General features: G+C 57.3%; 20 protein-coding genes and 4 pseudogenes. 12 read left to right on the top strand and 12 right to left on the bottom strand.

Annotated elements, in window-relative coordinates; all coding sequences use genetic code 11:
* Window positions 1-457 precede the first annotated feature (457 nt).
* Complete coding sequence (locus NKI08_RS26200) at window positions 458-1,687, bottom strand: ATP-grasp domain-containing protein (RefSeq protein ID WP_352773336.1); 1,230 nt, start codon at window positions 1,685-1,687, stop codon at window positions 458-460.
* A gap of 823 nt (window positions 1,688-2,510) precedes the next feature.
* On the opposite strand from NKI08_RS26200, the pseudogene NKI08_RS26205 reads away from it, so the two are divergent.
* Both NKI08_RS26205 and NKI08_RS26210 read left to right on the top strand, forming a co-directional pair.
* A pseudogene (locus NKI08_RS26205) lies at window positions 2,511-3,730 on the top strand (arginine deiminase).
* Window positions 3,731-3,881: 151 nt separating this feature from the next.
* Window positions 3,882-4,737: pseudogene (locus NKI08_RS26210) on the top strand (arginine deiminase-related protein).
* Between the two features lie 161 nt (window positions 4,738-4,898).
* Here NKI08_RS26210 and NKI08_RS26215 read toward each other — a convergent pair.
* The gene (locus NKI08_RS26215; RefSeq protein WP_352773444.1) at window positions 4,899-5,150 is read right to left on the bottom strand and encodes an aldehyde dehydrogenase family protein; all 252 of its coding nucleotides are present in this window, start codon (window positions 5,148-5,150) and stop codon (window positions 4,899-4,901) included.
* A 43-nt stretch (window positions 5,151-5,193) separates the two neighbouring features.
* A pseudogene (locus tag NKI08_RS26220) lies at window positions 5,194-6,037 on the bottom strand (aldehyde dehydrogenase family protein); the annotation flags it as partial.
* Here NKI08_RS26220 and NKI08_RS26225 point away from each other — a divergent pair.
* Complete coding sequence (locus tag NKI08_RS26225) at window positions 5,934-6,266, top strand: hypothetical protein (protein ID WP_352773449.1); 333 nt, start codon at window positions 5,934-5,936, stop codon at window positions 6,264-6,266. The pseudogene NKI08_RS26220 and the gene NKI08_RS26225 overlap by 104 nt on opposite strands.
* Before the next feature lie 108 nt (window positions 6,267-6,374).
* Here NKI08_RS26225 and NKI08_RS26230 read toward each other — a convergent pair whose 3' ends face one another.
* The 5 genes and pseudogenes from NKI08_RS26230 to NKI08_RS26250 all read right to left on the bottom strand — a co-directional run bounded on the left by NKI08_RS26230 (window position 6,375) and on the right by NKI08_RS26250 (window position 10,799).
* The gene (locus NKI08_RS26230; RefSeq protein WP_352773339.1) at window positions 6,375-6,866 is read right to left on the bottom strand and encodes an Lrp/AsnC family transcriptional regulator; all 492 of its coding nucleotides are present in this window, start codon (window positions 6,864-6,866) and stop codon (window positions 6,375-6,377) included.
* A gap of 249 nt (window positions 6,867-7,115) precedes the next feature.
* The gene (gene ocd / locus NKI08_RS26235; protein ID WP_352773342.1) at window positions 7,116-8,174 is read right to left on the bottom strand and encodes an ornithine cyclodeaminase; all 1,059 of its coding nucleotides are present in this window, start codon (window positions 8,172-8,174) and stop codon (window positions 7,116-7,118) included.
* A gap of 2 nt (window positions 8,175-8,176) precedes the next feature.
* Window positions 8,177-8,334, bottom strand: a pseudogene (locus tag NKI08_RS26240) (arginase family protein); the annotation flags it as partial.
* 39 nt (window positions 8,335-8,373) lie between these two features.
* Window positions 8,374-9,453 carry a GlxA family transcriptional regulator gene (locus tag NKI08_RS26245; RefSeq protein ID WP_352773345.1) on the bottom strand — a complete coding sequence of 360 codons (1,080 nt, stop codon included), beginning with the start codon at window positions 9,451-9,453 and terminating at the stop codon, window positions 8,374-8,376.
* Window positions 9,454-9,485: 32 nt separating this feature from the next.
* Window positions 9,486-10,799 (bottom strand): glutamine synthetase family protein, encoded by a 1,314-nt coding sequence (locus NKI08_RS26250; RefSeq protein ID WP_352773347.1) that lies wholly within the window; start codon window positions 10,797-10,799, stop codon window positions 9,486-9,488.
* A gap of 357 nt (window positions 10,800-11,156) precedes the next feature.
* On the opposite strand from NKI08_RS26250, the gene NKI08_RS26255 reads away from it, so the two are divergent.
* The 3 genes from NKI08_RS26255 to NKI08_RS26265 all read left to right on the top strand — a co-directional run bounded on the left by NKI08_RS26255 (window position 11,157) and on the right by NKI08_RS26265 (window position 13,605).
* The gene (locus tag NKI08_RS26255) at window positions 11,157-11,927 is read left to right on the top strand and encodes an N-formylglutamate amidohydrolase (RefSeq protein WP_352773350.1); all 771 of its coding nucleotides are present in this window, start codon (window positions 11,157-11,159) and stop codon (window positions 11,925-11,927) included.
* Window positions 11,917-12,588: a cysteine hydrolase family protein gene (locus NKI08_RS26260; protein ID WP_502899671.1), complete on the top strand. Its 672-nt coding sequence runs from the start codon at window positions 11,917-11,919 to the stop codon at window positions 12,586-12,588. The genes NKI08_RS26255 and NKI08_RS26260 overlap by 11 nt, the downstream gene beginning before the upstream one ends.
* 129 nt (window positions 12,589-12,717) lie before the next feature.
* Window positions 12,718-13,605: a MurR/RpiR family transcriptional regulator gene (locus NKI08_RS26265; RefSeq protein WP_352773356.1), complete on the top strand. Its 888-nt coding sequence runs from the start codon at window positions 12,718-12,720 to the stop codon at window positions 13,603-13,605.
* 35 nt (window positions 13,606-13,640) lie between these two features.
* Here NKI08_RS26265 and NKI08_RS26270 read toward each other — a convergent pair whose 3' ends face one another.
* Both NKI08_RS26270 and NKI08_RS26275 read right to left on the bottom strand, forming a co-directional pair.
* Window positions 13,641-14,555: a MurR/RpiR family transcriptional regulator gene (locus NKI08_RS26270; RefSeq protein ID WP_352773359.1), complete on the bottom strand. Its 915-nt coding sequence runs from the start codon at window positions 14,553-14,555 to the stop codon at window positions 13,641-13,643.
* A gap of 384 nt (window positions 14,556-14,939) precedes the next feature.
* Window positions 14,940-16,061 carry an aminomethyl transferase family protein gene (locus NKI08_RS26275; RefSeq protein WP_352773362.1) on the bottom strand — a complete coding sequence of 374 codons (1,122 nt, stop codon included), beginning with the start codon at window positions 16,059-16,061 and terminating at the stop codon, window positions 14,940-14,942.
* 590 nt (window positions 16,062-16,651) lie between these two features.
* On the opposite strand from NKI08_RS26275, the gene NKI08_RS26280 reads away from it, so the two are divergent.
* Window positions 16,652-17,818 (top strand): NAD(P)/FAD-dependent oxidoreductase, encoded by a 1,167-nt coding sequence (locus NKI08_RS26280; protein WP_352773365.1) that lies wholly within the window; start codon window positions 16,652-16,654, stop codon window positions 17,816-17,818.
* 31 nt (window positions 17,819-17,849) lie between these two features.
* Here the strand turns inward: NKI08_RS26280 and NKI08_RS26285 are convergent, their stop codons facing one another.
* The gene (locus tag NKI08_RS26285; protein WP_352773368.1) at window positions 17,850-18,764 is read right to left on the bottom strand and encodes a MurR/RpiR family transcriptional regulator; all 915 of its coding nucleotides are present in this window, start codon (window positions 18,762-18,764) and stop codon (window positions 17,850-17,852) included.
* A 490-nt stretch (window positions 18,765-19,254) separates the two neighbouring features.
* Window positions 19,255-19,773: a hypothetical protein gene (locus tag NKI08_RS26290; RefSeq protein WP_352773370.1), complete on the bottom strand. Its 519-nt coding sequence runs from the start codon at window positions 19,771-19,773 to the stop codon at window positions 19,255-19,257.
* Between the two features lie 449 nt (window positions 19,774-20,222).
* On the opposite strand from NKI08_RS26290, the gene NKI08_RS26295 reads away from it, so the two are divergent.
* From NKI08_RS26295 to NKI08_RS26315, 5 genes are all read left to right on the top strand, one after another.
* On the top strand, window positions 20,223-22,088 hold the full coding sequence (locus tag NKI08_RS26295; RefSeq protein ID WP_352773373.1) for a branched-chain amino acid ABC transporter ATP-binding protein/permease: 1,866 nt from the start codon (window positions 20,223-20,225) through the stop codon (window positions 22,086-22,088).
* A 143-nt stretch (window positions 22,089-22,231) separates the two neighbouring features.
* Window positions 22,232-23,395 carry an ABC transporter substrate-binding protein gene (locus NKI08_RS26300; RefSeq protein WP_352773376.1) on the top strand — a complete coding sequence of 388 codons (1,164 nt, stop codon included), beginning with the start codon at window positions 22,232-22,234 and terminating at the stop codon, window positions 23,393-23,395.
* 16 nt (window positions 23,396-23,411) lie between these two features.
* Window positions 23,412-24,116: an ABC transporter ATP-binding protein gene (locus tag NKI08_RS26305; protein ID WP_352773379.1), complete on the top strand. Its 705-nt coding sequence runs from the start codon at window positions 23,412-23,414 to the stop codon at window positions 24,114-24,116.
* Between the two features lie 9 nt (window positions 24,117-24,125).
* A complete protein-coding gene (locus NKI08_RS26310) occupies window positions 24,126-25,010 on the top strand; it encodes a branched-chain amino acid ABC transporter permease (protein ID WP_352773382.1) in 885 nt (294 codons plus the stop codon).
* A 153-nt stretch (window positions 25,011-25,163) separates the two neighbouring features.
* Window positions 25,164-26,345: an acyl-CoA dehydrogenase family protein gene (locus tag NKI08_RS26315; protein ID WP_352773385.1), complete on the top strand. Its 1,182-nt coding sequence runs from the start codon at window positions 25,164-25,166 to the stop codon at window positions 26,343-26,345.
* The last annotated feature ends 21 nt before the right edge of the window (window positions 26,346-26,366 follow it).

Here is a 26,366-nt window from a genome sequence, read left to right on the forward strand (position 1 = left end):
CCTTTGTTCGTCAGTTGACCGAGCACCATCTCCTCAGTGTCGGAATCGATCCAGAGTCAAGCCTTGCGTTCATGGGCGCATGCGAGGACTATTCGTGCTCGGAATTCGAGAATTTGTGGAGCGCAGGCAAGCGGTCGGCGGTCACGACCGCCAGTTTCGAACGCGCCGAAGCCGAGTTCGTTAGTGCGTGTAAAGACTTCGTCTCCAAGAACCCCGACCTGGGCGCACTGATTTTCAGTTGCACAGGTCTCCAGCCGTTCGCACGCTCTGTGCAACATGAAGTGAGGTTGCCTATCTTCTCTTGGAGTACCCTACTCGACTACGCCTTTTCAGTCGTCGTTCATCGCGAGCACTATGGCCACGTTTGAACGGCTACCGGTTCCGCGGACGTGTGCGTCCGGGTTGCTCAGGCGGTGGGGTCGCGATCGTGCGGTTGCTGCAAGCAGCTGTTCTTATTCTACGAAGGTCGGTTCGGGAATGGTGTGATCGACCAATCGATCAAGTCGACCGCACGCTGAAGTATCGCCTCGGTTTGAGCAAGCCCCTGTGAAGCCGCAATGACATGTGCGATCGTATCTCGATAATCGCCTTTCCTGACGATCGGTGTCTTGGATTCAACATACAATTTGACTTCGGCGACGCCTGATAGGGCCGCCGCCCGACTGTGGCCATCGATCCAATCGAGGATGCCATCACTATCAGGAACTAGGAACCGGACGGCCGCAGTCTGCGACTGCCTTTTGCGCAAATTCCATTGGTCGCCGATGACAAGCTTGACATGCTCGGTGACGAGATCGACACCGTAAGCCAGTTGGACCAGTTGAGGATCCGGCGCGCCAGCAAGACGCGGATTGACTTCAATAACGACCGGGCCACGTTCCGTCCAACGGAGTTCAATATTCGTTGGCCCCCAGCCAAGTCCGAGAGCTCGCAAACATCTCAGCGAAACGTCAACGATACGCTCATGCTCGTCGTCAGTCAGCAAGGCCGGAAACGCAAACTCACGATAGAAAAAATGCGGTGGCGGGCCGAAGTCAGCGGCGGTACTTCCAATGACCTCATTTCCCATTATGTGAGCGGTATATTGGGGGCCTATTGCGAATTCCTCGACCAGCATCCTCGGCGAGGAATGCCATATGTGGTCGCCACCCAACAAATAGGTCATATGTTCGGCCAACTCATCGTCGTCGCGGCACAATCGAACACCAATGCTGCAAGTGCCGACGGCTGGCTTAAGAATCACCGGCAGGCCGATATTTAGGGCAGCGGTTTCCACGTCCCTCGCATTCTCTGCTAAGCGATAAGCAGGCACAGAAACGCCAGCGCGCGCGAGGAGTTGACGCTGAGCGAACTTGTCGCAGCATTGTTCAATCGATGCGGGATTCGGTCCTGACAGATCGAAATACCGACAAAGCTTCCCAACTGTCGCATACAAAGACTCCTCGGCGCTCGTAATGCCAGCAATGTCATAGGTCGTACTTAACCGGGAACATTCGCGGATCAGCGCCCCCAGATCTTTTGTATCGACGCGGATCGCCTCAATCCCTTCAGTCGCGAGATAATCGCACTGAGTTGATTCAGCCGATACGACAATTGGATGAAGGCCAAGACGCTGGGCCGCTTGGACGTACAGCAGCCCGGTATCCATCGCATGGCCTTCAACCAAGATAAGCGCTCGTCTTGCCATTGGCTCTTGTGACCCCCTGCTGCGTGCTGTGCGACGGTCCGAGCGTAAACGGTAATCAGTTTTGGCCGTAACTAACCTCAGACTTGGTGGCGAAAGTACCATTGTCAGTGATTTCCGGCCGTAAAGGTTCTGTTAAATGAGTTTGAAGGTTTTGTCGCAAACTTAGACTTGGCGAGTTGCTGGTCAGGTTGCGGAACATGCGCACATGGGAGCCGATCCAGTCGGGCAACGGCGAGCTACGCTTCCGACTGCCCGCGCCGACAGCCGCCGAGCAAGCCCTGGTCGCCCCACGGGCGGCGGAGCGGAACGTCCGCATCAAATTCTGGCGGATGACACCTCTGTGCGAAGACATCGTGCCTCTGGCAACTCAATTGGATTGTCAAAAGCCTGACAAAATTTTGGGCGTAACGGACAGGCGGAAATATTGAAATTCCATCGCTTTTTCGCTTGGCATCGCTCTTGCTGTTTAGACGGTGACGTTTGGCCAAGAGGAGGGCCCGTTCGATGTCTGTACCGATGATTGGCCTGAGGGCCTCGCCGCCACGAAATGCTTCCACAGTTGCAGGCGACTGCTAAATCCGATGCCTGCGGGTCTTTATTCTGCGGCTCGTCGGCGACGCCGGACCATGTGCGTTTTGCTTACGTCCCAATGTGGGATGTCCTCAATCCCCGATGCATCCTTCTTGCAACTTTGGGCGGGGACGCGAGCGGGGGGAGCGCCTTCGTTCCGGCCGATCCCATGACCGCCCACCTGGCGCGATTGCCTTGCGGTCAACGAGACAGGGCCTGCGCCCACATCCACTCTGAGGGCGACGCAACTCCCATGAGGAGCTTGGGTGTGCATTCCGAGGTTGCCCGGCTGCGAGAAGTACTGGTGCACCGGCCAGGCCTTAGCCTCCACCGCCTCACGCCGCGGAACTGCAAGGGCCTTCTTTTTGACGACGTGCCTTGGATGGAACGCGCCGGAAAGGAGCACGACATGTTCGTGGAGGCCCTACGTGATCGTGGCGTGTTGGTTCATTCCTTCGACGAACTGCTTTCTGCAACGATGGCATTGCCGGAAGCGCGCCGTTGGCTTCTCGACCGTCGGGTCAATGCTTCCGCTGCCGGACAAGACATGGTCGATGAATTGAGAGGCTGGCTCGGCGAAATTTCCCCAGATCAACTCGCGAACTGTCTGGTCAGCGGGATTTTGGCTACGGAACTGCCGTTCGAACCGCGCAGCCTGAAGGGGCAAACGTTGGAGCCGGAGGATTTCGTCCTCCCGCCATTGCCGAACCAGGTTTTCACACGTGATAGCTCCTGTTGGATCTATGGTGGTGTCTCAGTCAACACAATGTATTGGCCCGCAAGACAGCCAGAAGCTGCGAATGTCGAGGCGGTCTACCGGTTCCATCCGCGGTTTCGGGAGGCCAGCTTCACCTACTTGGTGCCCGATGGAGCAGATCCCGCGTCAAGTCTCGAGGGTGGTGATGTGATGCCGGTCGGCGGAGGTGTCGTGCTGATTGGAATGGGTGAGCGAACCACACCCCAGGCAGTCGAGGCACTGGCGCGCCGCTTGTTCACGACGACGGATGTGACCCCCGCGTCATCGCAACGCTGATGCCGCGGAATCGCCACTCAATACATCTTGACACGATCTTCACCTTCTGTAACCGCGACCTCGTGACGATCTACCCGCAGGTCGTTGAGCTACTCGAGACGTTTTCGTTACGACCCAACAATGCTCAGGGTGTGCTCGATGTCACCAAGGAGACTAGGCCCTTTTCATCGGTCGTGGCCGAGGCGCTGGAATTGAAGGCTCTTCGCACTGTCGAGACCGGCGGTGACAGCTTCGCGGCCGAGCGGGAGCAATGGATGCCGCTAATAATGTGATCGCCGTCGAGCCGGGCGTCGTGATTGCCTACGAACGCAACGTATACACAAATACGTTGTTGGAGGCGCGCCGGCGTGGAAGTGATAACCGTCGAGGGCGCAGAACTCAGCCGTGGCCGTGGCGGCGCACACTGCATGACTTGCCCCCTGGTGCGCGATCCAATCTGACCAAAGGCACTTTGCTATCGAGCCGCCAAGGACAACAAGACCATCGCTATCTCGGCGATTTCCGCCTCAACATGATCGCTCATCCAAATGACCCGCGCGGTCCCTGGGGCATCCTCCAACGCATTCGCTAACCCGATCGGAGTCTTTGCCCATGGTAGTGCGCCCTGCGTTTTCGGTTCAGGCCCCTTCTGCGGTGGTCATGGTCCGCCCGCATCATTTCAGGGTCAATGCTGAGACTGCGGCCGACAATCGCTTTCAAATATCGAATGTTGATGCTGGTGATCTGTCGCCGCTCGCCTATGCGGAGATCACCCGCGCCGCTGCGCTGCTTCGATGCAGGGGGTTACGTGGCGATCTATCCGATGAAGGCCTTAAGCCGCCGGCGTGAGCGCCGGACCGATATTATTAACATGCTGAAGAGCCGATACAGGGTGCAGGAGGTGATCGACTATTCTGGCCTTGAGCCGGACGGGCTTTTCTTGGAAGGTACCGGTTCGATGGCACTCGATCACATCGATCGGGTCGCCTATGCGGTAAAATCTGAGCGCACCGATCCAATCGCACTTGAAAGGTTCTGTGCCCAGTTCAGTTTTGAGCCGCTGCTGTTCTCTGCAAAGGACCCCAGTGGGTTCGACATCTATCATACGAACGTGCTGATGTGCGTCGCGACCGATTTCGCCATGATCGGCCTCGAGATGATCACTGACTCGGGGAGGCGGCGCGAAATCGTCAATCGTTTCGAACGCGCCGGCCGTCGGGTGATCGGGCTGACCAACGCACAGATTGAGAAGTTTGCAGGCAACGCGATTGAGCTCTTGGGCGGGAACGGGCGTATCTTGGCCCTGTCGACGACCGCACTCGTGGCATTGACGAAGGAACAGATTGACGTCATCGGCGAGAGCGTGCGGCTGCTGCCGCTAGCAATTCCTACGATAGAGCGGGCTGGCGGTTCCGTGCGATGCACCATCGCCGGCGTGCACCTCACGCCTCGAGCCGATGCTCAGTAGAGCAGGGGCTATACTGCCAGGCGCAATCGAAGCCGCGTGCGGTAGATCCCTAGGGCGTAGCGCCCAAATGCCTTTAACGAGTAACTCAACGACCTGCGGCTGGATCGTCACGAGGTCGTGATCCCAGGCGGCGAGTTCGTTTGACTGGGCGAGCATGTTTTCTAGTCCTTGAGGAAGCCCAGTTCGAGACAAGGGTATTTGAGGTCTGTGAAGGCTTCGAGCCCGTGGCGCGAGCCCTCGCGGCCGATGCCGGACTGCTTGACGCCACCGAACGAGATCGGCGTCACTGCCCCGACCGGGCCAAAAGTCTCTTCGCGCATGATCAGTGCCTCGTCGGGCACCTCCACAAGTAGCGTCGGCTGGTAGAACAGCGGCCCGGCCGTATGGCGGATTGCTCGCCAGGCAGCGCGCACCGCGAGCCAGCGCCTCTGCGACCTGCTCCTCGACCTTGCTGACGGCGCGCTCATGCATCAGCGGGCCGATGTCGGTTGCGTCGGCAAGCCCATTGCCGGTCCGTAGCGCCTGGGTGCGCCGGGCGAAGGCGGCGCAGAAGCGATCGTAGATCGGCTGCTGGACATAGATGCGGTTGGCGGCAAGGCAGTCCTGGCCGGAGATGGCGAACTTGGCATCGATGGCGATGCTCACCGCTTTGTCGACATCGGCATCGTCGAACACGATCAGCGGCGCGTGGCAGCCGAGCTCCATCACCAGCCGCTTCATCATCCGCGCGCTCTGCGCGGCGACCAGCCGGCCGATTTCGGTCGAGCCGGTGAAGCTCATGGCGCGAACGCGGGGTCCTCGCACATTCGTCGACATGGCGCGGGCATGCCAGTGACGACGTTGAAGACGCCCGCGGGCAGGCCAGCGCACTCGCCAAGCTCGGCCAGCGCCACCGCCGACAGCATTCTCCGACGACGGGTGCGCGACGATGGTGCAGCCGGCGACAAGCGCTGCGGCGGCCTTGCGGGTGAGCATCGCGGCAGGAAAATTCCACGGCGTGACGACGCCGACGACGCCGAGCGTCTCGCGCCGCACAATCATCTCGGCGCCAGGCAGATGGCTGGTGACGCTCTCGGCGTTGAGGCGCTTTGCGTCCTCCGTACCATTCGACAAAGGAAGCGGCGTAGTCGATCTCGCCAAGCGATTCCTTTAGCGGCCTGCCCTGTTCCAGCGTCATCAGCAGCGCCAGATCGTCCTTGGCGGCGAGGACCAGCTCGAACCATTTTCGCAATATCCTGGAGCGCTCCTGCGGCAGCAGGGCTCGCCAGGCCGGAAAGGCGCGCGAAGCCGCCTCGTTCAATCGCTTTCGTCGTCGGACCGGCGTCGAGCGCGGCGACGAAGGCAACCGTGACGCCGGTCGCCGGATCGGTGACCTCGAAGCTTTCGGCAGCCTCGTTCGCCGTCGAATGGCCGTCGACATAGGCAAGCTCGCGCAGCAATCGACGGTCGGCGGCGAGGCGGTCGAGCTCCTCATGGCGGTGCGGGCGGCCCAGGTGCGCGGACATAGTCGAGGCTCCGGATCGAACTGATACGGGAACTATTCGCAATAGGCAGACGGAGAGCCTGTTTGGATGGCAGCCGCAGAGACAGTCTCTTTATTGCGCGCCCCCGGGAAAGAGGATTCTGCAAGGGTCCCCTTACAATTGCGGCGGCAACAGGTCGGCCAGCGGCAAAACGGTCTCGTCCTTCACCGTCTTGGTGACGATGTAGGTGAAGTAGCGGTCGATGCCGATCTCGCGCTCGAGCAAGGCGTCGACCAGCCGCTGATAGGCGTCGATATCGTGCGCCATCACCTTGAGCACATAGTCGACGCCGCCGCCCACCGACCAGCAGGCGACGATCTCGGATAAGTCGCGGATGGTTCGCTCGAAGCGGTCGAAATCGGCCTGCCGGTGGCTCGCCAGGCTCACCTCCATCAGCACGGTGGCAATCGGGGCGATCAAACGCATGGCGATCCTGGCGTGATAGCCCGAAATGATACCGGCCTTTTCCAGCTTGCGCAGCCGCATCCAGCAAGGGGTCGGCGACAGGCCGACCTTGTCGGCCAGCGCCAGCTTGGTGATACGCCCGTCGCGCTGTATGGCGTCTACGATTTTGAGGTCGATCGCGTCGAGTTTCGCAGCAGTCATCACCGTCCACTTTTTCCTACTACCGCGATCGGGTCGTGAGGCCAGTCTGCCACAAGTTTGTAGTTTGAGAGGGGCGATCAAAGTGCAGACCTTGCTTTAGATCCGCTTCAAGCCCGAGGTTATAAACAATTAGCGCGACCCAGTATTGACCAACAACGCCTTGTGGATTGTTTGATAGAGAATGCTTGATTGAAGGTGTCCTGCCGACTGGCCGGGGACAGTAAGACCAGATGCTTTGGGCGGGTTCCCTCAAGCCCCCGGATGCATGGCGGCCCTGAGCAGCATGCCGAACAGGTCGCGCGGTTCGTCGGGGTCGGCGAGCAGGTCGAGCTCCTCATAGAGGCCGGTGGCCTGGAGCTGGTCGCGGACATAGCGCAAGGCGGAAAAATCCTCGGTGGCGAAGCCGACGGAATCGAACAGTGTGATCTGTTCGGGTGCCTTGCGGCCTAGCGCCTTGCCGGTCATCACCTGCCACAGCTCCGTCACCGGGTGGTCGGAGGCGAGCTGCTGGATCTCGCCTTCGATACGCGTCTGCGGTGGAAACTCGACGAAGATGTCGGAGCGCAGAAGGATGTCGCGATGCAGCTCGGTCTTGCCGGGGCAGTCGCCGCCGACCGCGTTGATGTGAACGCCGGAACCGACCATGTTGTCGGTTAGGATGGTGGCGCATTGCTGGTCGGCGGTCGCGGTGGTGATGATGTCGACGGCTTCCACCGCATCTTGCCCGGTCGCGCAGATGGTGATGTCGAAACCCTTGCTGGCAAGGTTGCGCGCGCATTTCTCCGAGGCCGAGCGGTCGATGTCGTAGAGCCGCAGCCGGTCGATGCCGAGAAGCGCCTTGAAGGCGATGGCCTGGAATTCCGACTGGGCGCCGTTGCCGATGATGGCCATGGCGCGCGAGCCCTTCGGCGCCAGATATTTGGCCGCGACGGCGGAGGTGGCCGCCGTGCGTAGCGCCGTCAGGATCGTCATTTCGGTCAGGAGCATCGGATAGCCGGAGCCGACATCGGCGAGCACGCCGAAGGCGGTGACCGTCTGGCGGCCTTCGCGCATGTTCTTCGGATGGCCGTTGACATATTTGAAGCCGTAAAGACGGCCGTCGCTGGTCGGCATCAGCTCGATGACGCCGTCATGGCTGTGTGAGGCGATGCGCGGCGTCTTGTCGAACAGCTCCCAGCGGCGGAAATCCTCTTCGATATAGGCGGCGAGTTCGGTGAGGAACCGCTCGACGCCGATGGCGAGCACCAGCTTCATCATACGGTCGACGCTGACGAAGGGGACGATGGCAAGGCGGGAAGGGTGGGTCATGATCAAATGCTTCCTGAATGGCTGCGGGTCGGGCGGTCCATGATGCGGCGGCCCATCAGGCTGGCGGTGAGGTCGACCATCAGGGTCGCGGTAAGGCCGCGCTCGTCGAGGAACGGGTTCAACTCGACCAGGTCGAGGCTGGAAACCAGCCGCTGTCGGACACTAGCTGCAGCCTCCGGGGGAGTTTCCGGAACGTGAATCACTTTGGATGCACCATTTCCCCGATTGATGACCTCGCCGATGGCGATAGTGCGGGAGCGGCCGCGGCGAACGTTTCGTGCCCGCTCCGTCGGCGTTCTATGGCTTCCGAGCGAGCCTCACGTGGAGCAAGGCCATAATTCTCGCGATATGCCCTCGAAAAGTGCGAGGCCGAGATGAAACCACAAGCCATCGCGATCTCGACGATTGGAAGTTGCGAGTTCAAGATCAACAAGTGCGCGCGCTCAAGTCTCATCTCAAAATAATATCGCGCAGGCGAACGTCCTATTTGTTTCGAAAAAATGCGCTCGACTTGGCGCCGAGACAAGCAGCTGGAGGCAGCCATGTCTTCGAGCGCTACCGGCTCGTCGAGATGCCTCTCCATCTGCTCAATGATCTTCAACAGACCGTCATGGTGAATGGCCGCGCCTGCATGCAGAGGTAGTCTCTGACGATCTCCAGGTTGACGGACCCTCATAGCGGTCGCCTTTTCGCACACCCGGTTGGCAATAAGGGGTTCATAATCTTCTTTGACAAACTGGACGAACATGTCGAAAGCAGCATCTCCACCCGAGCAGGAGTACGTATCTCCGTCGATCTCATAAGCAGCTTGAACAGCAGTGACACTTGGAAATTGTTCAACGAACGAGGGGAATTGTTCCCAGTGCACTGCACATCTTCGTCCATCCGCCAGACCCGTCTGGGCGATGCTGAAGACCCCGCTCGCGATCCCGACCAGACATAGTTTCCTGGCCCGGCATTCTCGCAACCAGCCATGCAGGGCCCGATTTGCGGTAAGAGGGTGGCTACCTCCGCAAATTACGGCGACTGAGGGGGACCAGCCCGATTTGCCAAGGAGGCTGCGTTCCTCCTTGAGCGACGTATCAACCGAGATCGTAGGTCCACAACTCGATCTCACAGGGTGTCCGTCGTCAGACACAACTCGCCAAGCGTAACTCTCCGATTCGAGCACTTCATTGGCAAGCCGTAAGGCCTCGACTGCAGAAGAAAAAGCCTGCAGTGAAAATCCAGGCTCTAGATACAGACTGAACAGACGTTCTGCTGCCTTCATCTTCAGCATGTCTACGCCTCTCGCGAAGTGCCGTCTTGTTATCAGTACACTTTTGAATAAGCGGAACAGCGCTCTTTGACGGCACGATCCCCCAGATGCGCGATTTCGGCACGCTTGTGCGCGGTATATATCGAGGCAAAGCCGGTCGGAAACCAACGCGTTGCAACGTCGTTCTGCTCAAAACGCTGCAAAGCCTCTTCCAGGGATTGTGGTAGCCGCTTGTAGCCGCGATCAGACAGCTGGGCCTCGGACAGCACCGACAAGTTCTCCTGAGTTACCTGAGGTGCGGGGAGACCGTCTTCGATGCCCTGGGCACCTGCATGGAGAATCGATGCCAGGGCCAGATGGGGTGAGGCGGCGGCATCGGCCGCACGGTACTCAAAGTTATATTGCCTGGCGATCTTCTCGGGATCTGCGGAGGTAGTGGGACAAATTCGGACTGAAGCCTCGCGATCGCGGAAGCCAAGATTGTTATATGCCGCGCTCCAGCGGTTTGGCGTCAATCGCAGATAGGAAATGTCAGACGGCGCGGTCAGCGCAACGATGGAGTCGAGATATTTGAGTACGCCGGCAATGAAGGACCCGGTAATTTGTGACATGCCGAACGGGTCGTTCTCGTCGTACGTTGCCGGGGACCCATTCTCATCCAGGAAGCTCATATGGATGTGAACGCCGTTACCGACGCTGGCGGGGTCTAAAATGGGTGCGAACGTCACCTGCTCACCGCAGCGTTGCGCCACCATTCGAGTCAACTCCCGAAGAATTACCGCATGATCGGCAGAGCGATGACCTTGAGCAGGGCCATTGGTAACCTCGTACTGATCTGGCCCAAATTCCTTCATGAAGGTATCGGGCGTCAGGCCGGCCTGAGCGAGAGCCGACATTAAAGTCTCACCGAACTGGCGCCGCCGAGTAAACCCGCGCAGGCTATAGGCGTCGGGAAGAACCTCGCCGGCGTCGAGCATCTGGAATTCATGCTCGAAAGCGCTCACGAGTTGGATACCTCCGCAGAATCGGAGCCGCTCAAGTGCCGCTTTGAGAATCGAGCGAGTGCAACAATCCCATGGGCGGCCGTCGAGATCGGTGATGTCCCCCAACATGAAGCGCTCAACCAGGCCGCCGTCTGTGAAGTCGACCTCAACGCGCGCCTCAGGATCAGGGATCAAAAGCAGATCGCCGAGCGAGCCAAAGGGGCTTGGAGCGATCGCGTCGAAACAGGTAATCATCACATTCGTCGGCGTCCAGCCGATTCCACGCTTCAGGCGCTTATCCAGTTCCGAAACTGGAAACGCTTTACCACGTGTTCTCCCAGCGATATCGGACGTAGCTGCGAAGACGAGCGGGTTCGAAATCATTGGCGTCCTTCAAAACGTTAGGCCCAGCAGGATGAGATCGTGAGGTTCAAGTTGGTCGAGACAATCCATAGCTTACGCCAGTGCTCCGCAGCCATATGCAACCTCACCACTGCAATAGCCTGTCTCGAAACGACCATTTTGCCTTCAGCGCAGAAAACCTGAATGAAATTTTTTTGTCAATCACAAATTCTGAGTTGACATTGAAAATGAAATCTCGTCCTCATTTGCAGCGAACGGTGGGAGCGTGCGGCGGGGGATTCCTCAGAGAGTTGGCCCCCAGGGGTCATTTGAAATCTCAATGCCTTGGTGGCTCAGGCGTCACCAAGCCCGTCGATCTCTCGAAGGACAGATAATAGCATGAAGCAGGGTTATGATACGCTAGGCTTGCTGGGGCAGGGCGATCCGGCTCCGTTTGAGGTCATAAATCCCGACGGTTCAAGTTCTGTGCTCTTGGTGTGTGAGCATGCGGGCCAGGCGATCCCCGCTGCGCTCGGAAATCTGGGCGTTTCTCTCGAGGTGCTCCACGATCATGTCGGCTGGGATATCGGGGCAGCCGAAGTGGCACGGCTTTTGGCGCGGCGGCTAGATGCAGTTGCTGTCTTTCAGCCGTATAGTCGCCTGGTCATAGACTGCAATAGGCCGCCGGAGGCATTCGACGCTATTCCTGCAATAAGCGATGGGATCAGAATACCCGGCAATCAGGAAGTCGACATTGCCGACCGCACCGCTCGCGTGGCCGAGATCTTCGAGCCTTTTCACGCAGAGATTAGTCGACGTCTGGATGAGGGTCGACACACAGTGGCGATATCGGTTCACAGTTTCACCCCTCGCATGAACAACGTGTGGCGCCCGTGGGATATTGGTTTCCTGTACCGTCTTGACACGGACACGTCAGCGCGACTGAGAGACTCTGTTACACGCAGGTATCCGCTTTTGAGCGTGGGTATGAATGAGCCCTATCAGGTCAACGACTCGACTGATTGGTTTGTGCCGCGGCATTGCGAGACACGTGGCTTGAACAACAGCCTGATTGAGATCCGAAATGATCATCTCCGGACGGCCGAAGGTCAGAAGCGCTGGGCCGATATCGTCACATCATCTATCGAAGACTATTTGAATGGGAACTGAAATGAGCCTTACTCGCAATGTGCCCTTGGTGCCGGAGCAATCCGCCTTACTTTTTATCGATGTCCAAAACTTCAGTGCTCACCGTGATGGAGCCGAATTTGCGGGGCTTCCGAAAGCCGATTTTGCAGCAAAGTACGGCTGGTTTTTCAGCGAGCTTGAGACTCGGGTCATTCCGAACATGCAGGCTTTGCAAGCCGCCTTCAGGAAGTCTCGTATTGAAGTAATGTACACAACGATCGAAAGCTTAACATCTGATGGTCGAGACCGATCTCTCGACTACAAGATAACTGGATTCCATGTCCCGAAGGGGTCATGGGACGGCAAGGTAATCGATCAGATAGCTGTTCAGGGTGATGAGATAGTTCTGCCCAAGACGTCATCTTCCGTCTTCATTTCCACGAATATCGATTACATCCTGCGCAATCTCGGTGTTAAACAGCTCGTGCTCGCAGGGTTGGTTACGGACCAGTGTGTTGAGGGCGCGATCAGGGATGCCTGTGACCTGGGCTACCTCGTCACACAGGTTACAGATGCATGCCTGACTTATACCCAGGAGCGCCATGATAGTTCGCTACGGGCGATTCAGGGGTATTGTCGTCAGGTCACGACCCGAGAGCTCATTGCCGAAATACAAGGCGTGGAACACGCCCCAGGGGGCTAACGCCCAGTGCTGGTTAGCCGCACCTCATTGTCGTGGCGGAGCGCTTGAGCTTGCTAGCTAGGTGTCACTCCCGCATACTAAAAACAGCAGTGCTTAAGGGTTTGCGGGGTGGCCGGCTTTGGAGAGATTATGACCGATAGCACAATTGCCGGCGAAACCGTAAGGGAGCAGATAAGGAAAGCAGCAGATTCTTTGACCGCCACGGAGCGGCGCCTGTCTGCGCTAATTCTGTCGAATTATCCGTTTGCCGGGCTTGAGCCAATCCAGGTCATTGCCACCTCCTCAAACGTCTCTGCTCCCTCAATCTCGCGCTTCGTGAGTAAACTCGGCTATCAGGGCCTGCAGGAATTCCAACAACAGCTTATCAAGGAGCTGAGGCAAGGACAGAAGTCTCCGCTCGATTTGCGAACAACAACAGGTGGAATAACGGACGAGTTTTTCGAGAATTTCATCCAAAAATCTACAGAGTTGCTAAAGGCATCCGCCGGAGCGATCACGGCCGCCCAGTTTGAAAGAGTGGGGTCACTTCTTTCCGACCCCAAATCGGATATATTCACATTGGGCGGTCGCATCAGCGATCTCGTCGCGCAGTATTTGTCTAGGCATTTGAAACAGATCCGCGCTGGTGTTCACCAGGTATCGTCTGAGGACGACTGGTGGCCTGAGTATATACTGCGCATGCGGCAAAGGGACGTATTAGTCCTTGTCGATTTTCGAAGGTACCAACGTTCCCTTGAACAGTTCGCCGAAAGAGCTTCAAAACACAGTGGGCTGAAGATCATCCTGATAACGGATCGATGGATGTCACCAATCTCGAAATATGCATCAGAAGTGATAGCGCTGCACATTGAGAACGAGACTGCATTTGACAGCAACGTTGCGGCGTTCGCGTTGGTCGAGGCGCTCCTAACCCGGGTCGCAGAGGCGAACTGGCCCCAGGCAAGCCAGCGGATAAAGAAATGGGACTCGTTGAGGACTTCGGTCTCGCATCAGAGAGAACCAGTAAGGGAGTCATAGCTCAAGAAAAGCTAAGAAGATGCTCGTCGGGCCGGTTATTGGAGTTTTTGACGAGAAGCCCCGTTGCTCTGATTTTTGTGCGCGCGGGCCTCATTAGGTGTCACATTGCTCTCGTGACGGATTTGTTCGAGTTCCTCAATCCGGCGGCGTGTCCGCTCACCGGTGGCTGCAAAAATCTGGGCGACGAGGGCTTCGATCTGCGCCACCGCCGGTGCCATTGTGTCATAGGGCGAACTGACTTCGATCGGGCAGGAAAGGGTAACTTCTGCGACATCGGAGATCGGCGACGCCCATGGATCGGTAAACAGAAGAATGCGAACGTGGCGGGCGGCGGCTTGTTGGGCAAATGCGACGACGTCGCGTTGGTAGCGGCGGTAGTCAAAGACGATCAGAACGTCTCTCTTTCCTAAGTCGACCAACAGATCCAGCTGCTGGGCGGACAGGGTCTCAATGTAGGCAACGTTGGCTCGAAACTGCGATAAGTAGCTCGCCAACATTCCGGCGACGTGCCGACTGTAGCGTCCTCCGAGCAGAACCACCTTACCTTTGGAATCCATGACAAGTCGGGCTGCGCGCTCATATGTAGCCAGCGGAGTGGTCGTCAACGCCTTGTCGAGGCTCCCGGCAACCGAATGCATGTAGGCTATAGCCGCACCTTGTTCGCTGTCGGTGCCCAACTCTGGCCGCTTCGCTCCCATCATAAGCAGTGGGGAATGCAATCGCGCTTCGATGTCGGCAAGCAACCGCTGCTGAAAGTCGGGAAAACCCTCAAAGCCGAGCTTTATGGCCAGACGAACCACAGTGGGGTCGCTGACCCCGGCACGCTTCGCCAGGCTTGTTGCAGTGCCCAGGCCGGCCGTCGGATAATCCGTGAGCAGCACCTGAACAATGCGCTCCTCCGACGGGGTGAGCGAAACGCCGCCTTGAAGCAGCATATCTCGAAACTGCATCAATCAGTTCCCCCTCAACCTCATGAAGAGGAAATTACAAATCATCTTGAAGTGCGTCAACATGTCAGATTCTTAATCGATCGGCAACCCAGATCGAGCAAGAAAGGCAAGCGCTCGGTCCGTTCCACAGCTTTGAATCAGGCCGGCGAATAGCGGGCACAAAACCGGCTTACCTACGAGGGCGAGTCGACCGAAGACTCTGGTCGAATGACTCGACCTCGATCTCGGGATGGGCTGGCTATGGACGCCGATTACGGTAGGGGTGCCGCTGGGTGCGATTCTCGCGAGAGGCCCACAGGGCAAGAGCGCCGCTGGGGCCGGCAAGCATCGTTGCTTTGCCCGGCCCCACGCTCGGACGGCGGCGAGCTGCCTATCTGTGCTCGATCAGACGTTGAGCATCTCGCGGGGATTTACCCTGACGCGCTCGCCTTTGGGATCGAAGAATCGGTAGCTGGCGGTGACTTTCACCTTCTTGGGACCGCCGTTGGATTGAACCTCTAACTCCGTGCCAGGCTCGGCGAATTCGCTATTGACCCATGCTCGCCCAATATTGCGATCGAGCAGTGGGCTGACCCAGCCGATCGTCGTTTCACCTGCGTTCTTCTTGGAGCCGCTGGTCAGTTTCAAACCTCCCGCTATCTGAGGCTCCTTTACGTCGGCCTCAATTCCTACGAGTTTGGTCCGGAGTCCTGCCTGCTTGCGGCGCAACATCTCATCTCTGCCATGGAAGAAGCCCTTGTCAAAAGCTACGGACCATCCAAGGCCGTATTCAAGAGGGGAACCACCCGCATAAAAGTCGGCACCGAACAGAAAGCCTTTATCAACCGCGATCGGGAAGGCGGCCATCAGTCCGGCCGGGCCACCACCGTACTTCGCGCAATAGGCAGTGAATTTTTCCCACATGCCGTGAGCATACTCAGGCCCGAAATGGACCTCGTAACCCAGTTCACCGGAAAAACCCACCCGTGCAATCGTGGTTGGAACGCCCTCGAAATCAACCTGTATCAAGCGGTTGTGCTCAAGATCTGCAATGTCCACTGCCTGTTGAAGCACATGGATTGAATTTGGACCCTGTAGGGAAAGGAACGTGTTCGACAATTCAGTAACCCAGGCCTTTCGACCATCGGACTTTTCCATGATCCACTTGCGCGAGGCGTCGCGAGTAATTCCACCGTGTATGATAAACCGATCATCGCTAATCCAAAAAACGATAACGTCGTCGATTAGACTAGCGTTGTCATCCAGTATACTTGAGTAAAGAGCGCCGCCCGGGGTGATCTTTCCCAAGTCGTTTACGATAATTTTCTGTATGAATTGAAACGCTTCCGGTCCGCACACCCCAAAACAGCTCTGGAAGTCATACTCAGCAAAGCCGACACTGTTTCGGATCATCATGTATTCTTCGTTAGTAGAAGTTATGTGTGAGGCGACCTTCCAACCTCCAAAGTCGATCATGGGGGCCCCGAGATTCTCGTATATTGAATGATACGCCGTTCTTTTTTCCATGTTATCCTCCAAACTTTATAATTGGCTATCTTTGTCGGCCGACAGGCGACATTGGCACCGTTTCCGGGACGGGACCCCACTCGATTTCGTATGCTGGCAGCATGTCTCGATCCGGGCGTCCCTACCGCGTGCTACGAACATGCTATCTCCTGAAGCATGAGTTGCTGAAAATTATTTGTCAATGACGCGTCCATTCGGCGTCATGAAAAAAGTTCTTCCGGCTTGACATTGGGTTCAACCATGGCCTCAGGTTCGCGATAGATCGGGTGAGGCTTGGTTTCTTGAGCGTGCCGGAAGGTCGAAGGTGGGCGAGAAGGTTGAGCGCTGCAGACTGAAAGAATTTCTTCAAAGATTGCAATTAGCTGTAGACAGGAAAAAAATTCCACATTAATTTCGCTGCTCAGTCAGCCTATAAGCGGGAGGCTTGGCCAAGGGCGGGAGGGCGAACCTTGTGCAGCGGGCGTGCTCGGAGGAAGTTGACCGCGAGCCGGTGCAATCGTCGTCCTGGCCCTCCACGACTCGCCGTACCGGAAGTGGCTGCATCGATAAGGATAGCCGGTTGGGCTGTTTCTTGTAACACGGAGCATCAAATGAGCGAAAGATACAGCTGTGACGTACTCGTTGCGGGAGCGGGAATTGCGGGTGCGGGGGCAGCCTATTATCTGTCGAACCAGAATCTGAACGTTACCCAAGTCGAGGCCGACCATCCGGCTTCCGGGCCGACCGGTTCGTCGTCCGCCGTGTGCCACGCGTTCTATGGTGATCGCGAGCTATCTTTGCTCGCAAAACGCGGGATCGAGATCCTAAAGGACCTCCCCGGCGCTTTTCATCAGTCTGGCTGCCTGTGGGTTTGTGGCCCTCAGCACGAACCCGCAAATCGCGAGATTGTTAAGCGGATCCGCGACGATGAAGGAAGCCGAATCGAGGGGCTAACCGGAGAACAGGCGCAAGCAATTCTCCCCCACTTCAATATGGAGGGGATCACTTTTGCCGCATGGGAAGACGAATCGGGACACTGCGACCCTTACGGCGCAACTAACGAATTGGTCAATCGAGCTCGCGCGAATGGCGTTAAGTTTATGGGCGGCCGCTCGGTAACTGAAATTCAAGTAACAAATGGAAACACGACTGGAGCGACGCTAAGTGATGGGACCGTCATCTCTACCGGTCGCATAATTCTTGCGACTGGTGTCTGGTCTAAAGCGCTCGTGGCTAAGCTTGGAGTTGACCTGCCGACATTTATCGAACGTCACTTCATGGCAGTGATGGATGCGCCTGGTGTCGCAAGGAAGCTACTTCCGCATTGCTGGGTCGATGAAACCACGAACTGCTATGCTCGACCCGAAGGCGAAAATACAATTTTGGTCGGCACCTGGGGTGGCGGTGGCACAGGCGTCGAGAACGATGAGCTTAAAGAAGCGCACTCTCGCATGAACTATCGCCTCGATATCGCGGGCCAATTGGACCGAACGATCACGCAAGAGGAATCGGTCTGGGCGATTGAACATATCATGTCCCGTTCTCCTGAGATTGCCGAATTGGGCATCCGTCCCGGCTATGCCTGTCAGTACGATATGAGCCCTGACCACCTTCCTATCGTCGACGAGATTCCCGGTGCAAAAGGAACTTTCGTGATCACCGGCTCGAGCGGGCATGGCTTCAAGCTGGGGCCTGCCATGGGCGAAGTCGTCGCAAAATGGGCGTTGGGTCAACGGCAAGAACTACTCAGGAAGTTCTCGCTGCATCGCTTCTCGTAACGTCCTCAACGCATCTGCATCCATGGTGGGTCTACTTGCTCGCCGTGGATGCCAGAGCGGGCTTTTCTTCTTCGAGAAGACGTGCGTTATCCAGTGATGCACTCGCCTGGAGGCGGATCTCCTCCAATTCCTCGATACGTTCGCGCGTCCGCTTCTCCATGGAAGCAAGGATCTGAGCGATAACGGCTTCGATCTGCGCCACGGATGACGCCATCGTATCGTAGGGCGAATTAACCTCAATTGGGCAGGTCAGCGTTAGTTCCGAAAACTCGGAAATGGGCGATAACCAAGGGTCGGTAAACAGAAGAATGCGAACGCGGCGGGCCGCAGCCAATTGAGCGAACGCAACAACGTCCAGCTGATATCGGCGATAGTCGAACACGATCAAGAGATCGCGCTTTCCCAAGTCGACTAACACGTCCGTCTTTTGCGCCGATAGGGCGTCGATATGCATGATGTCTGGCCGAAATTGCAACAAGTACGCTGCCAGCATGCCTGCGATAAAACGGCTGTAGCGCCCGCCGAGCAGGACGACCTTGCCCTTTGTATCCATTACCAGGCGAGCGGCGCGTTGATATGACGCCAGCGGCGTCGATGTCAGCGCTTTGTTGAGGTTGCTGGCCACCGAATGCATGTAGGCGATCGCAGCTCCTTGTTCCCCATCCGTCCCCATGTCGGGCCGTTTGGCTTCCATCATAAGCAAGGGCGAATGCAATCTTGCTTCAACATCTGCAAGTAGCCGCCGTTGGAGGGCAGGGAACCCTTCGAAACCGAGCTTCATGGCAAGGCGAACGACGGTAGGGTCACTGACGCCGGCGCGCTTTGCGAGGCTCGTAGCAGTGCCTAGCCCGGCTGCAGGATAGTCGGTGAGGAGCACCTGAACGATCCGCTCCTCTGATGGTGTCAACGAAATGGCCCCGTGTAGCAGCATGTCTCTAACGTTCATCGTGTCCTCCAACTGGCATTGCTGAAGAGAATATTACAAAAGTTCTCATTGTGAAAATATGTTAGGGGGCTGTCCCAATAATGCACGATGGCGAGCCACCAAAGTCGGCGCCGCGCCCGCTACGCTTGGATTGCGGCTATCGCCTTGAGCCAACCTGCAGGGTCACGCCGCTCGCCAATCCATCACCAAGTCGACCAGATCCCCCAAGCTGTCTGGAAGGGGTGAGCCCTTAAGGCATCGCAGGGCGATGCAGGAGATGTAACGCGAAGGCTTTGGTTCGTTCCAGAGGATCCTGGTCCCAGATCAAACGGGTTCGGCTTATTCGAAACTTGGCTTGTGTACCGTCAGCAACCGCGGACAGCGGAGCGGAGACATGCCACTGGCCAACTCCAGGGAGAACCGATCAAGGCGGCGTGACTCAGACCAAGCCGCCGCCGGCGAACTCGGTGATGTTCAGATACAGCAGGAGCTGGTATGAAGACAGATTTTCTTAGTTTCCATCGCGCAAAAGAGCTTTATGCCGTTGCAGAAAGTTGTCCAGATAAATCTGACCATCGCTTGAGTATTCACTTTCCGCCTGGGCGAACGCGAAAAGCGCGATTTCGTGGTCAAGGAGTAACTGGATATAGGGCCGGTCTTCAACCGGCGACTCTGCAAGCAGAGCCTCAAAGTCACGAACAAATGGCTCCAATAGCCTCTTGAGCTTTACCGCAAACTCAGTCCATCCAAGCTCGGCGTACTCAACAGTTTCATCGCGTCCCTTCTCGGCAAGCGATACTTTGCTGTTTGGTTGAAGTTTGTAACGCGTAATGACCGGCAACAGCGCCTCTCCAACGAGCCGCTCAATGGCGGCCAAATTGCGCAATTTTATACGAGATTGATCGCTGTCAGCCTTCTGGGCAAGAACGCTAAAAAATTCTTCCCCCAAGATTTCTCCCTCATAAGCGCTGAGCACGCGATTTTCGTAAGTTGGAACAGAAGACCGCATCGGAATACCTTTACTGTTCATGAATGATGAGCGGGCGTGGCGGAACTAGCCGATTGCTGAAGGCTCGTTCCGAAATGCAAATTGTGGGCGGGAGGAAGGGATCCAACCGGCATGATACTCAAAGCTTACACGAGGGTAGCCGCGGGCTGGGGACGTGTCAATATCTCTTCAAAGGTAAGCTCTGATGCAAAAAAAGTAGACGGTCGGCAATCTCAGGATGAGTGATGGGCAGACAGAACTGCTGGCAGCGCGCGCCGATCTGCATCGATGGCATTGCTAAGCTCGGCTGAGTTGAACACCCGGGACATCAAATTCTCCAACCCCTGGTATAGCGATCCGCAATCTTTAGACCCGCAACCAGACGGCTGTAGCGCCTTCTGCACAATTTTTCATATGACAGGATGATGTAATGATATTGACATGACGGTTGAGCTGTCCAATAGTCGCAATTCCGCAGAGGAGCAGACGGAATGGTCAATTCCCGCATCAAGGCTGTGTCGATGGATTCGCTGGCTCTGGCCGCGATCCTAGTAGCGGCAGGGATCTTGGCTGGTGTTTTGTTTGGTGCGAATGGGACCCGCATCGCGACATCGATGTCGATCGTGGTCACTGCCTGCGTTGGGCTGCAGGTTTTTTCCGGCAATACAGGTATCGTGTCATTCGGTCCTGCAGCCTTCATGGGGATAGGTGCCTACACTGCAGGCATCCTCACGATGAGCCCTGCTATTCAGCGGACCGCACTTCCTCACCTCCCGGCCTGGATGGCGGGATATGGTCTCTCGGTCTGGCCGTCGTTGATTGTAGCTGCCGTCGCCGGGTTGATTTTGGCGGGAGTGAGCGGCCTCGTTATGCGGCGCCTGTCTGGTTCGGCAGCATCCATCGCCACTCTGGCATTGCAGATTATCGTCTACACGGTTCTGGTAGCGACAAAGGATATCACGCGCGGAAGCCAAACATTCTACGGCGTGCCGCGCAATACCACCCTTGTGGTTGCTCTATGCGTGGCGGCGCTGTCGATCGCGGTTGCCCGAACATTCAGGGATACAAGGACCGGGCGCGCGGTCCGAGCCACGCGAGAAGATGAAGTAGCAGCGGCGGCAGTGGGCGTTGACGTTCGCCAGGCACGACTCAAGGCATGGTTGTTGAGCGGCACGATTCTGTCGATTGCCGGGGCGTTGATGGCTCAGTTTTTAGGTGCCTTCGGCCCCAAGGATTTCTACTTTGAGTCGTGTTTTCTGCTGATTTCGATGCTGATCGTCGGCGGGCTTGGGTCCGTTTCGGGTGCTCTGGTGGGCGTGATCGTAATCACCGGAGTCACGGAGCTTTTGAGGGCGCTAGAGGGCGGGGGTAATATCCTGGGATTCGCTGTCCCGGCCTTGTACGGACTGCCCCTCGTTGGTGCCTCCCTGGCCATGATCCTCGTTCTGTTTTTCAGGCCGACTGGTCTGGTTGGTGGCCGGGAACTCGAGCTTGCAAACTCATGGGACCCTTTGGAGGGGCGAGCTAGCAAGCTCATTCCAGGAGCGCAGGATTTTCAGGCACCAAAGGGTGCACACGCCCTGGAGGCAAATCAGCTGTCTCGTCATTTCGGCGGTGTGAGGGCCGTCGACGGAGTGTCTTTTAAAGCGGAAGCCGGCCTTATCACCGGGTTGATCGGTCCGAATGGCGCCGGCAAGAGCACCTTGATCAATCTGTTGACTGGCCAGCTACGACCCAGTGCAGGTCATGTGGCGCTTGGCTCGGACCTGATCGAAAATAAGCAGCCTCACTTGATTGCCCGCGCAGGTTTGGCGCGAACGTTCCAAAACCTTCGTGTGTTTGCTGACATGACCGTTCGGGAGAATGTTCTTGTTGCCGCTGAGGCATGTGCGGCCGACACGGCTCTAGCTGTGTGGCGCACCAATGACGCCCTGGCGCGTTTTGGGCTGGAAACATTAGGGGACCGGCTTGCCGGCAGCCTTCCGTACGGACAAAGGCGTCTCGTGGAAATCGGCCGCGCGCTTGCGACAGGTCCCCGGTTCCTCCTTCTTGACGAGCCTGCGGCGGGGATGAATCCGGCGGAGACGAAAGAGCTGATGGGCAGGTTGGCCGCACTGCGTAAGGACACAGGCGTCGGCATTCTCGTGGTTGAGCACGACCTGCACCTTATAATGTCGCTGAGTGACACCATTGTCGTTATCGACAGGGGCAAGCGCATCGCCGTGGGCACGGCGGATGCCGTCAGAACTGACCCTGCCGTGATCTCGGCCTATCTCGGAAGCAAAAGGATGGGCGAGAAAAAAGCTCAGGTCGAACCAGGCTCTGTGGCGCAGGTCGTTGGGGCCAACGCGTCCTAGAGATCGTATCTCTGATTTACTCGTAGATTTACTCGTATGATGGATATTGAATGGTTACAGAAGGAAGAAGGAGTTTCAGCCAGAACAAGTAAATAAGACTTCGGAAAACGAAGCATTCTCAAACCTCACATGGGAACTCAAAAATGAAAAAGCTAAGATATGCAACTGCGCTCGCTGGTGTCGCCGCGATCGCGCTCTCGTCAACCGTGGGATACTCGTCGGCGGCTGAATACAAGATCGGTGCTGCAATGGCCCTGACTGGAGCCCTGGCACCTTATGATCAACCTGGTCTGGCCGGCTTCAAGTTGGGCATCAAGGATTTGAATGCCAAGGGCGGTATCGGGGGCATGGCGACAGTCACCCTCAAAGTCATCGATACCCGCTCGGACACCGCAGCTACCGTGAACGCAGCCCAGAAATTGATCGATGACGGAGTTCAGTTTCTCATTACCCCGGGCGATGCGGACCCTTCCATCGCAGCGGGCCAGATCGGACAGGCAGCGGGCATTCCGATGCTTAACCTGGCGGGTTCGCCCAGCCTGACACCTGCTGTCGGCGACTATATGTTTATTTCGTACCCGTCCGACACGGTTCAATCGGCTGCGCTGGCCAGCTACGCCGCGGAGACCGGCTATAAGACGGCATTTCTTCTGAAGTCGCCAGACTCCGCCTATACGTCCAAATTCCCGGACTATTTTGGCGAAACGTTTAAGAAAAAGGGTGGCAGCGTTGTCGGTGAAGCATCCTACTCGATGGGGCAGCCAGATTTTTCTGCTGTGGTTTCTCAAATCAAGGGCTTAACACCGCAGCCTGACGTCATCATGACGACGGCGTATGAGCCGGATTTCCCAGCCTTCATCAAACAATTGCGCGGTGCTGGTGTTAAGGTTCCGGTCATCGAATCGGATGCCATCGGCACTCCGACGGTGTATGGGCTCGGTTCGGTGGTCGATGGCGTCGTCCAGTCCTCAGCCGGGTTTCCAACCCCAGGCAGCGGCATGGAAGCGTTCAACAAGCACTTCAAGGAGGAGACCGGACATGACGCGGAAACCTCATACGAGGCCGCGGGATACGAATGGGCACAATTGCTCGACGCCGCAGCCCGGAAAGCGGGATCGCTCGAGCCGGCAAAGATCAGAGACGCGTTGGCTAGCCTGGAAGATGTGCAGACCGTTCTCGGCAAAGTGACGTATGCTGGGACTGAGCGTGTTGCTCTGCGGGACGTTGCAATGATCCGCATCGAAGGCGGGAAGCCGACCTTTGTGAAGCTGTATCGACCGACTAAGGATGAAATCCCCAATCCTTAAGCTGGTAGGAACGCCAATGCTTCGTGTCGAGGGAATGAAAATACGCTACGGCGCCGTCCAGGCTGTCCATGGCGTCGATCTAAACGTTGGAAATGGAGAAATTGTCACGCTCATTGGCGCTAATGGCGCCGGCAAGAGTTCGATTCTTGCCGGCATCGCCGGCTCTATCCCACCTGCCGAGGGCCAGGTTTTGCTCGAAGGTCAGCCACTCACCGGCCTGCCCGCTGACGTCATCAGCCGAAAGGGAATAGCGCTAACGCCGGAAGGCCGCCGCGTTTTCGCTCATCTTACAGTAGGCGAAAACCTGCATCTGGGAGGAGCGGCGTTCGCGAAAGGTGAGGAGCTTCGGGCTCGCCGCGATAGCATGCTCTCCCGCTTTCCCATCCTTGCCGAGCGCATCGATCAAAAGGCTGGGAGCCTGTCAGGCGGTGAACAGCAGATGCTGGCGATCGCCCGATCTTTAATGAGTCAGCCCAACCTTCTGCTGCTCGACGAACCTTCGTTAGGCCTAGCGCCCCAGACGATCGACAAGGTCTATGAGTTGATCGATGACCTGCGCAAGGAAGGGCTTACCATTCTGCTTGTTGAACAAAATGTGGAGTTGGCGCTGTCGGTGGCCGATCGGGGCTACGTGGTAGCCAATGGCCGTATTGCCCTAAGTGGTACGGCATTTGAACTCGCCAACTCTGACCTTGTCCGGCAAGCGTATCTGGCAATCTAGGAGGTCGTTATGGAATTCGTCCAGTACCTGGTTAATATTCTTAGCCTGGGTGGAATATACGCTCTCCTGGCGCTCGGGCTGGCGATTGTCTTTTCGATCGTTGGGCTCATCAATTTCGCACATGGCGAACTCATGACGATTGCAGGGTACCTCATCGTGCTATCGCTTTCGTTTGGCTTGCCGCTGCCTGTCGTTCTTCTAGTGGCTTGTTTGGGGGCGGCGCTCTCTGCGGTGCTGATGGATCGAATAGCCTTCCGTCCTATGCGGTCCGCATCCGTGACGACGCTCATGATCACGAGCTTTGGCGTAAGCACCATTTGCAAGGTTCTTTTTCAAAACGGAGTTTCCGCTCGCGGAAGAGCGGTCGCTCTGCCGGAATGGATGTCAGGAACTCTTACTTTCGGAGGCTTTCAAATCGGGATGGTTCCGCTGACATCCATCGTCCTGACGGCACTAGCGCTAATCGGGCTCGACATTTTCTTGCGCAAAACCACCTTGGGCGTCGCGATGCGCGCCGCATCCGAAGACTTCGTCATGGTCAGCTTGCTTGGTCTGCGGGCAAACACAGTCATTGCGACGTCCTTCGCGATATCGGGCCTTCTTGCCGGTATTGCCGCGGTATTGTGGATTTCGCAGCGTGGCTCGGTAGATCCGCTCATGGGCTTTACTCCGGTCCTGAAGGCCTTCATCGCTGCGATCATCGGTGGGCTGGGCTCTTTGCGGGGAGCCGTGCTGGGCGGCTTTGTGCTTGGGGCGCTGGAGGTCGGTTCAGAACCGTTCCTCACCACTGGAACCGCTCCGTACCGGGATGCGATTGTCCTTCTGGCGGTAGTCCTTTTGTTGCTAGTGAAGCCGGATGGTCTGCTGCCAGCCGTACGGGGCGCTCGCTCGTGATGCGCACCCTTTGGTGGCGGCTAGGAATCAGCCCAGATGTAACAACTACCGGCGGCAAACGAGAAAGCACCGACGCCGCTATGGGCTTCAGCCCCGTTGAGCAACATTATCAATGTGCCGCGACGTGTAGTAAATCAAGGGAGGAGAACAGTGATGGATTTGACACTGACTAGCGCCGAGCTGGTGCGTAATGCACGGGCACTCAGGCCACTTTTGCGTGCAAATGCGGAGGAATCAGCAAGAAACCGGCGGTTAGCGCAGGAGAGTGCTGCGGCGGTGCGAAGCGGCGGCTTTCTGCAGGCTTTGGTGCCGCGCCGCTGCGGTGGTCACGAGATTGATATCCAGACATACTGCGAGATTTGTGAGGAATTGGCCCGCGGCGACAGTGCGGCTGGTTGGCTCGCCATGGTCGCCAATAGCAGCGCATCTTTGATGGGGCTCATGCCTGACAAGACGCGCGCCGATGTCTTTGGCTCGGATCCCCGCGCAGTTGTCATCGGTCAATGGGCTCCCACCGCGAGCGCCACCGCGGTGGAGGGGGGCTGGATGTTGACAGGCAAATGGCCCTGGGCCTCCGGATGCTTCGAAGCACAGTGGAGCTTCGTGGGCTCCGCGGTCCTAGATGCCAGCGGGGCTCTGATCGACGTACGGCTTGCACTGGTGCCGACGTCCGAGCTGAAGATCGAAGACACATGGTATGTCGCTGGGATGGCAGGGACGGGGAGCAATACCTTTGTGGGAAACGATATCTTCGTGCCGGAACACCGGACGATGCTCATCAGCGAAATGATTTCCGGTTTCAGTCGCTCAGACCATTCTGACGAACCGCTCTATCGGGCACCGCTAATAACCGCGCTTCCATTGGGAATATGTTCTGCGGCCGTCGGGATGGCAGAAGCAGCTTTCGATTTCACGTTGGAGAACCTCGAGCGCGGCAAGCCCATTGTGACATCCCTGTATACAGATGCGAGGCAGTCCCCAAGCTACCAGCTAAACCTGGCAGATGCTCGTGGCCTTATCGACTCCGCACGATTGCATACTATGCGCGCGGCTAGCGATATCGATCGCTCCGTCAGCGACGGTACGACCATGACCGATCTCGAGCGAGCTCGCGTCCGACTCGACGCGGCGATTGCGCAAAAACGCGTGCGCGAGGCCGTAGACCTGCTGCTGAACATAGGCGGAGCATCTGTTTTCATGCTCAGTAATCCGGTCCAGCGGATCTGGCGCGACATAGAGACCTGCACGCGACATGCCTATATCAATGGCGACATTGGGCGCGAGATATACGGCCGGGCGCTGCTGAAGCTTGACCAGGTGAGTGCAGGCTTCTGAAACGTCTGGAATCGGTTCAGA

It is taken from the genome of Mesorhizobium sp. M0768 (genome assembly GCF_040320195.1).
Lineage (GTDB): Bacteria > Pseudomonadota > Alphaproteobacteria > Rhizobiales > Rhizobiaceae > Mesorhizobium.

Coding starts and splice junctions, on each gene's coding strand:
- NKI08_RS26255 (WP_352773350.1), top strand. CDS start 11,157: ATGAAGCAGGGTTATGATACGCTAGGCTTGCTGGGGCAGGGCGATCCG.
- NKI08_RS26200 (WP_352773336.1), bottom strand. CDS start 1,687: ATGGCAAGACGAGCGCTTATCTTGGTTGAAGGCCATGCGATGGATACC.
- NKI08_RS26310 (WP_352773382.1), top strand. CDS start 24,126: ATGGAATTCGTCCAGTACCTGGTTAATATTCTTAGCCTGGGTGGAATA.
- NKI08_RS26300 (WP_352773376.1), top strand. CDS start 22,232: ATGAAAAAGCTAAGATATGCAACTGCGCTCGCTGGTGTCGCCGCGATC.
- NKI08_RS26305 (WP_352773379.1), top strand. CDS start 23,412: ATGCTTCGTGTCGAGGGAATGAAAATACGCTACGGCGCCGTCCAGGCT.
- NKI08_RS26290 (WP_352773370.1), bottom strand. CDS start 19,773: ATGAACAGTAAAGGTATTCCGATGCGGTCTTCTGTTCCAACTTACGAA.
- NKI08_RS26315 (WP_352773385.1), top strand. CDS start 25,164: ATGGATTTGACACTGACTAGCGCCGAGCTGGTGCGTAATGCACGGGCA.
- NKI08_RS26270 (WP_352773359.1), bottom strand. CDS start 14,555: ATGCAGTTTCGAGATATGCTGCTTCAAGGCGGCGTTTCGCTCACCCCG.
- NKI08_RS26245 (WP_352773345.1), bottom strand. CDS start 9,453: ATGCTGAAGATGAAGGCAGCAGAACGTCTGTTCAGTCTGTATCTAGAG.
- ocd (WP_352773342.1), bottom strand. CDS start 8,174: ATGACCCACCCTTCCCGCCTTGCCATCGTCCCCTTCGTCAGCGTCGAC.
- NKI08_RS26260 (WP_502899671.1), top strand. CDS start 11,917: ATGGGAACTGAAATGAGCCTTACTCGCAATGTGCCCTTGGTGCCGGAG.
- NKI08_RS26275 (WP_352773362.1), bottom strand. CDS start 16,061: ATGGAAAAAAGAACGGCGTATCATTCAATATACGAGAATCTCGGGGCC.
- NKI08_RS26280 (WP_352773365.1), top strand. CDS start 16,652: ATGAGCGAAAGATACAGCTGTGACGTACTCGTTGCGGGAGCGGGAATT.
- NKI08_RS26250 (WP_352773347.1), bottom strand. CDS start 10,799: ATGATTTCGAACCCGCTCGTCTTCGCAGCTACGTCCGATATCGCTGGG.
- NKI08_RS26295 (WP_352773373.1), top strand. CDS start 20,223: ATGGTCAATTCCCGCATCAAGGCTGTGTCGATGGATTCGCTGGCTCTG.
- NKI08_RS26230 (WP_352773339.1), bottom strand. CDS start 6,866: ATGACTGCTGCGAAACTCGACGCGATCGACCTCAAAATCGTAGACGCC.
- NKI08_RS26285 (WP_352773368.1), bottom strand. CDS start 18,764: ATGAACGTTAGAGACATGCTGCTACACGGGGCCATTTCGTTGACACCA.
- NKI08_RS26265 (WP_352773356.1), top strand. CDS start 12,718: ATGACCGATAGCACAATTGCCGGCGAAACCGTAAGGGAGCAGATAAGG.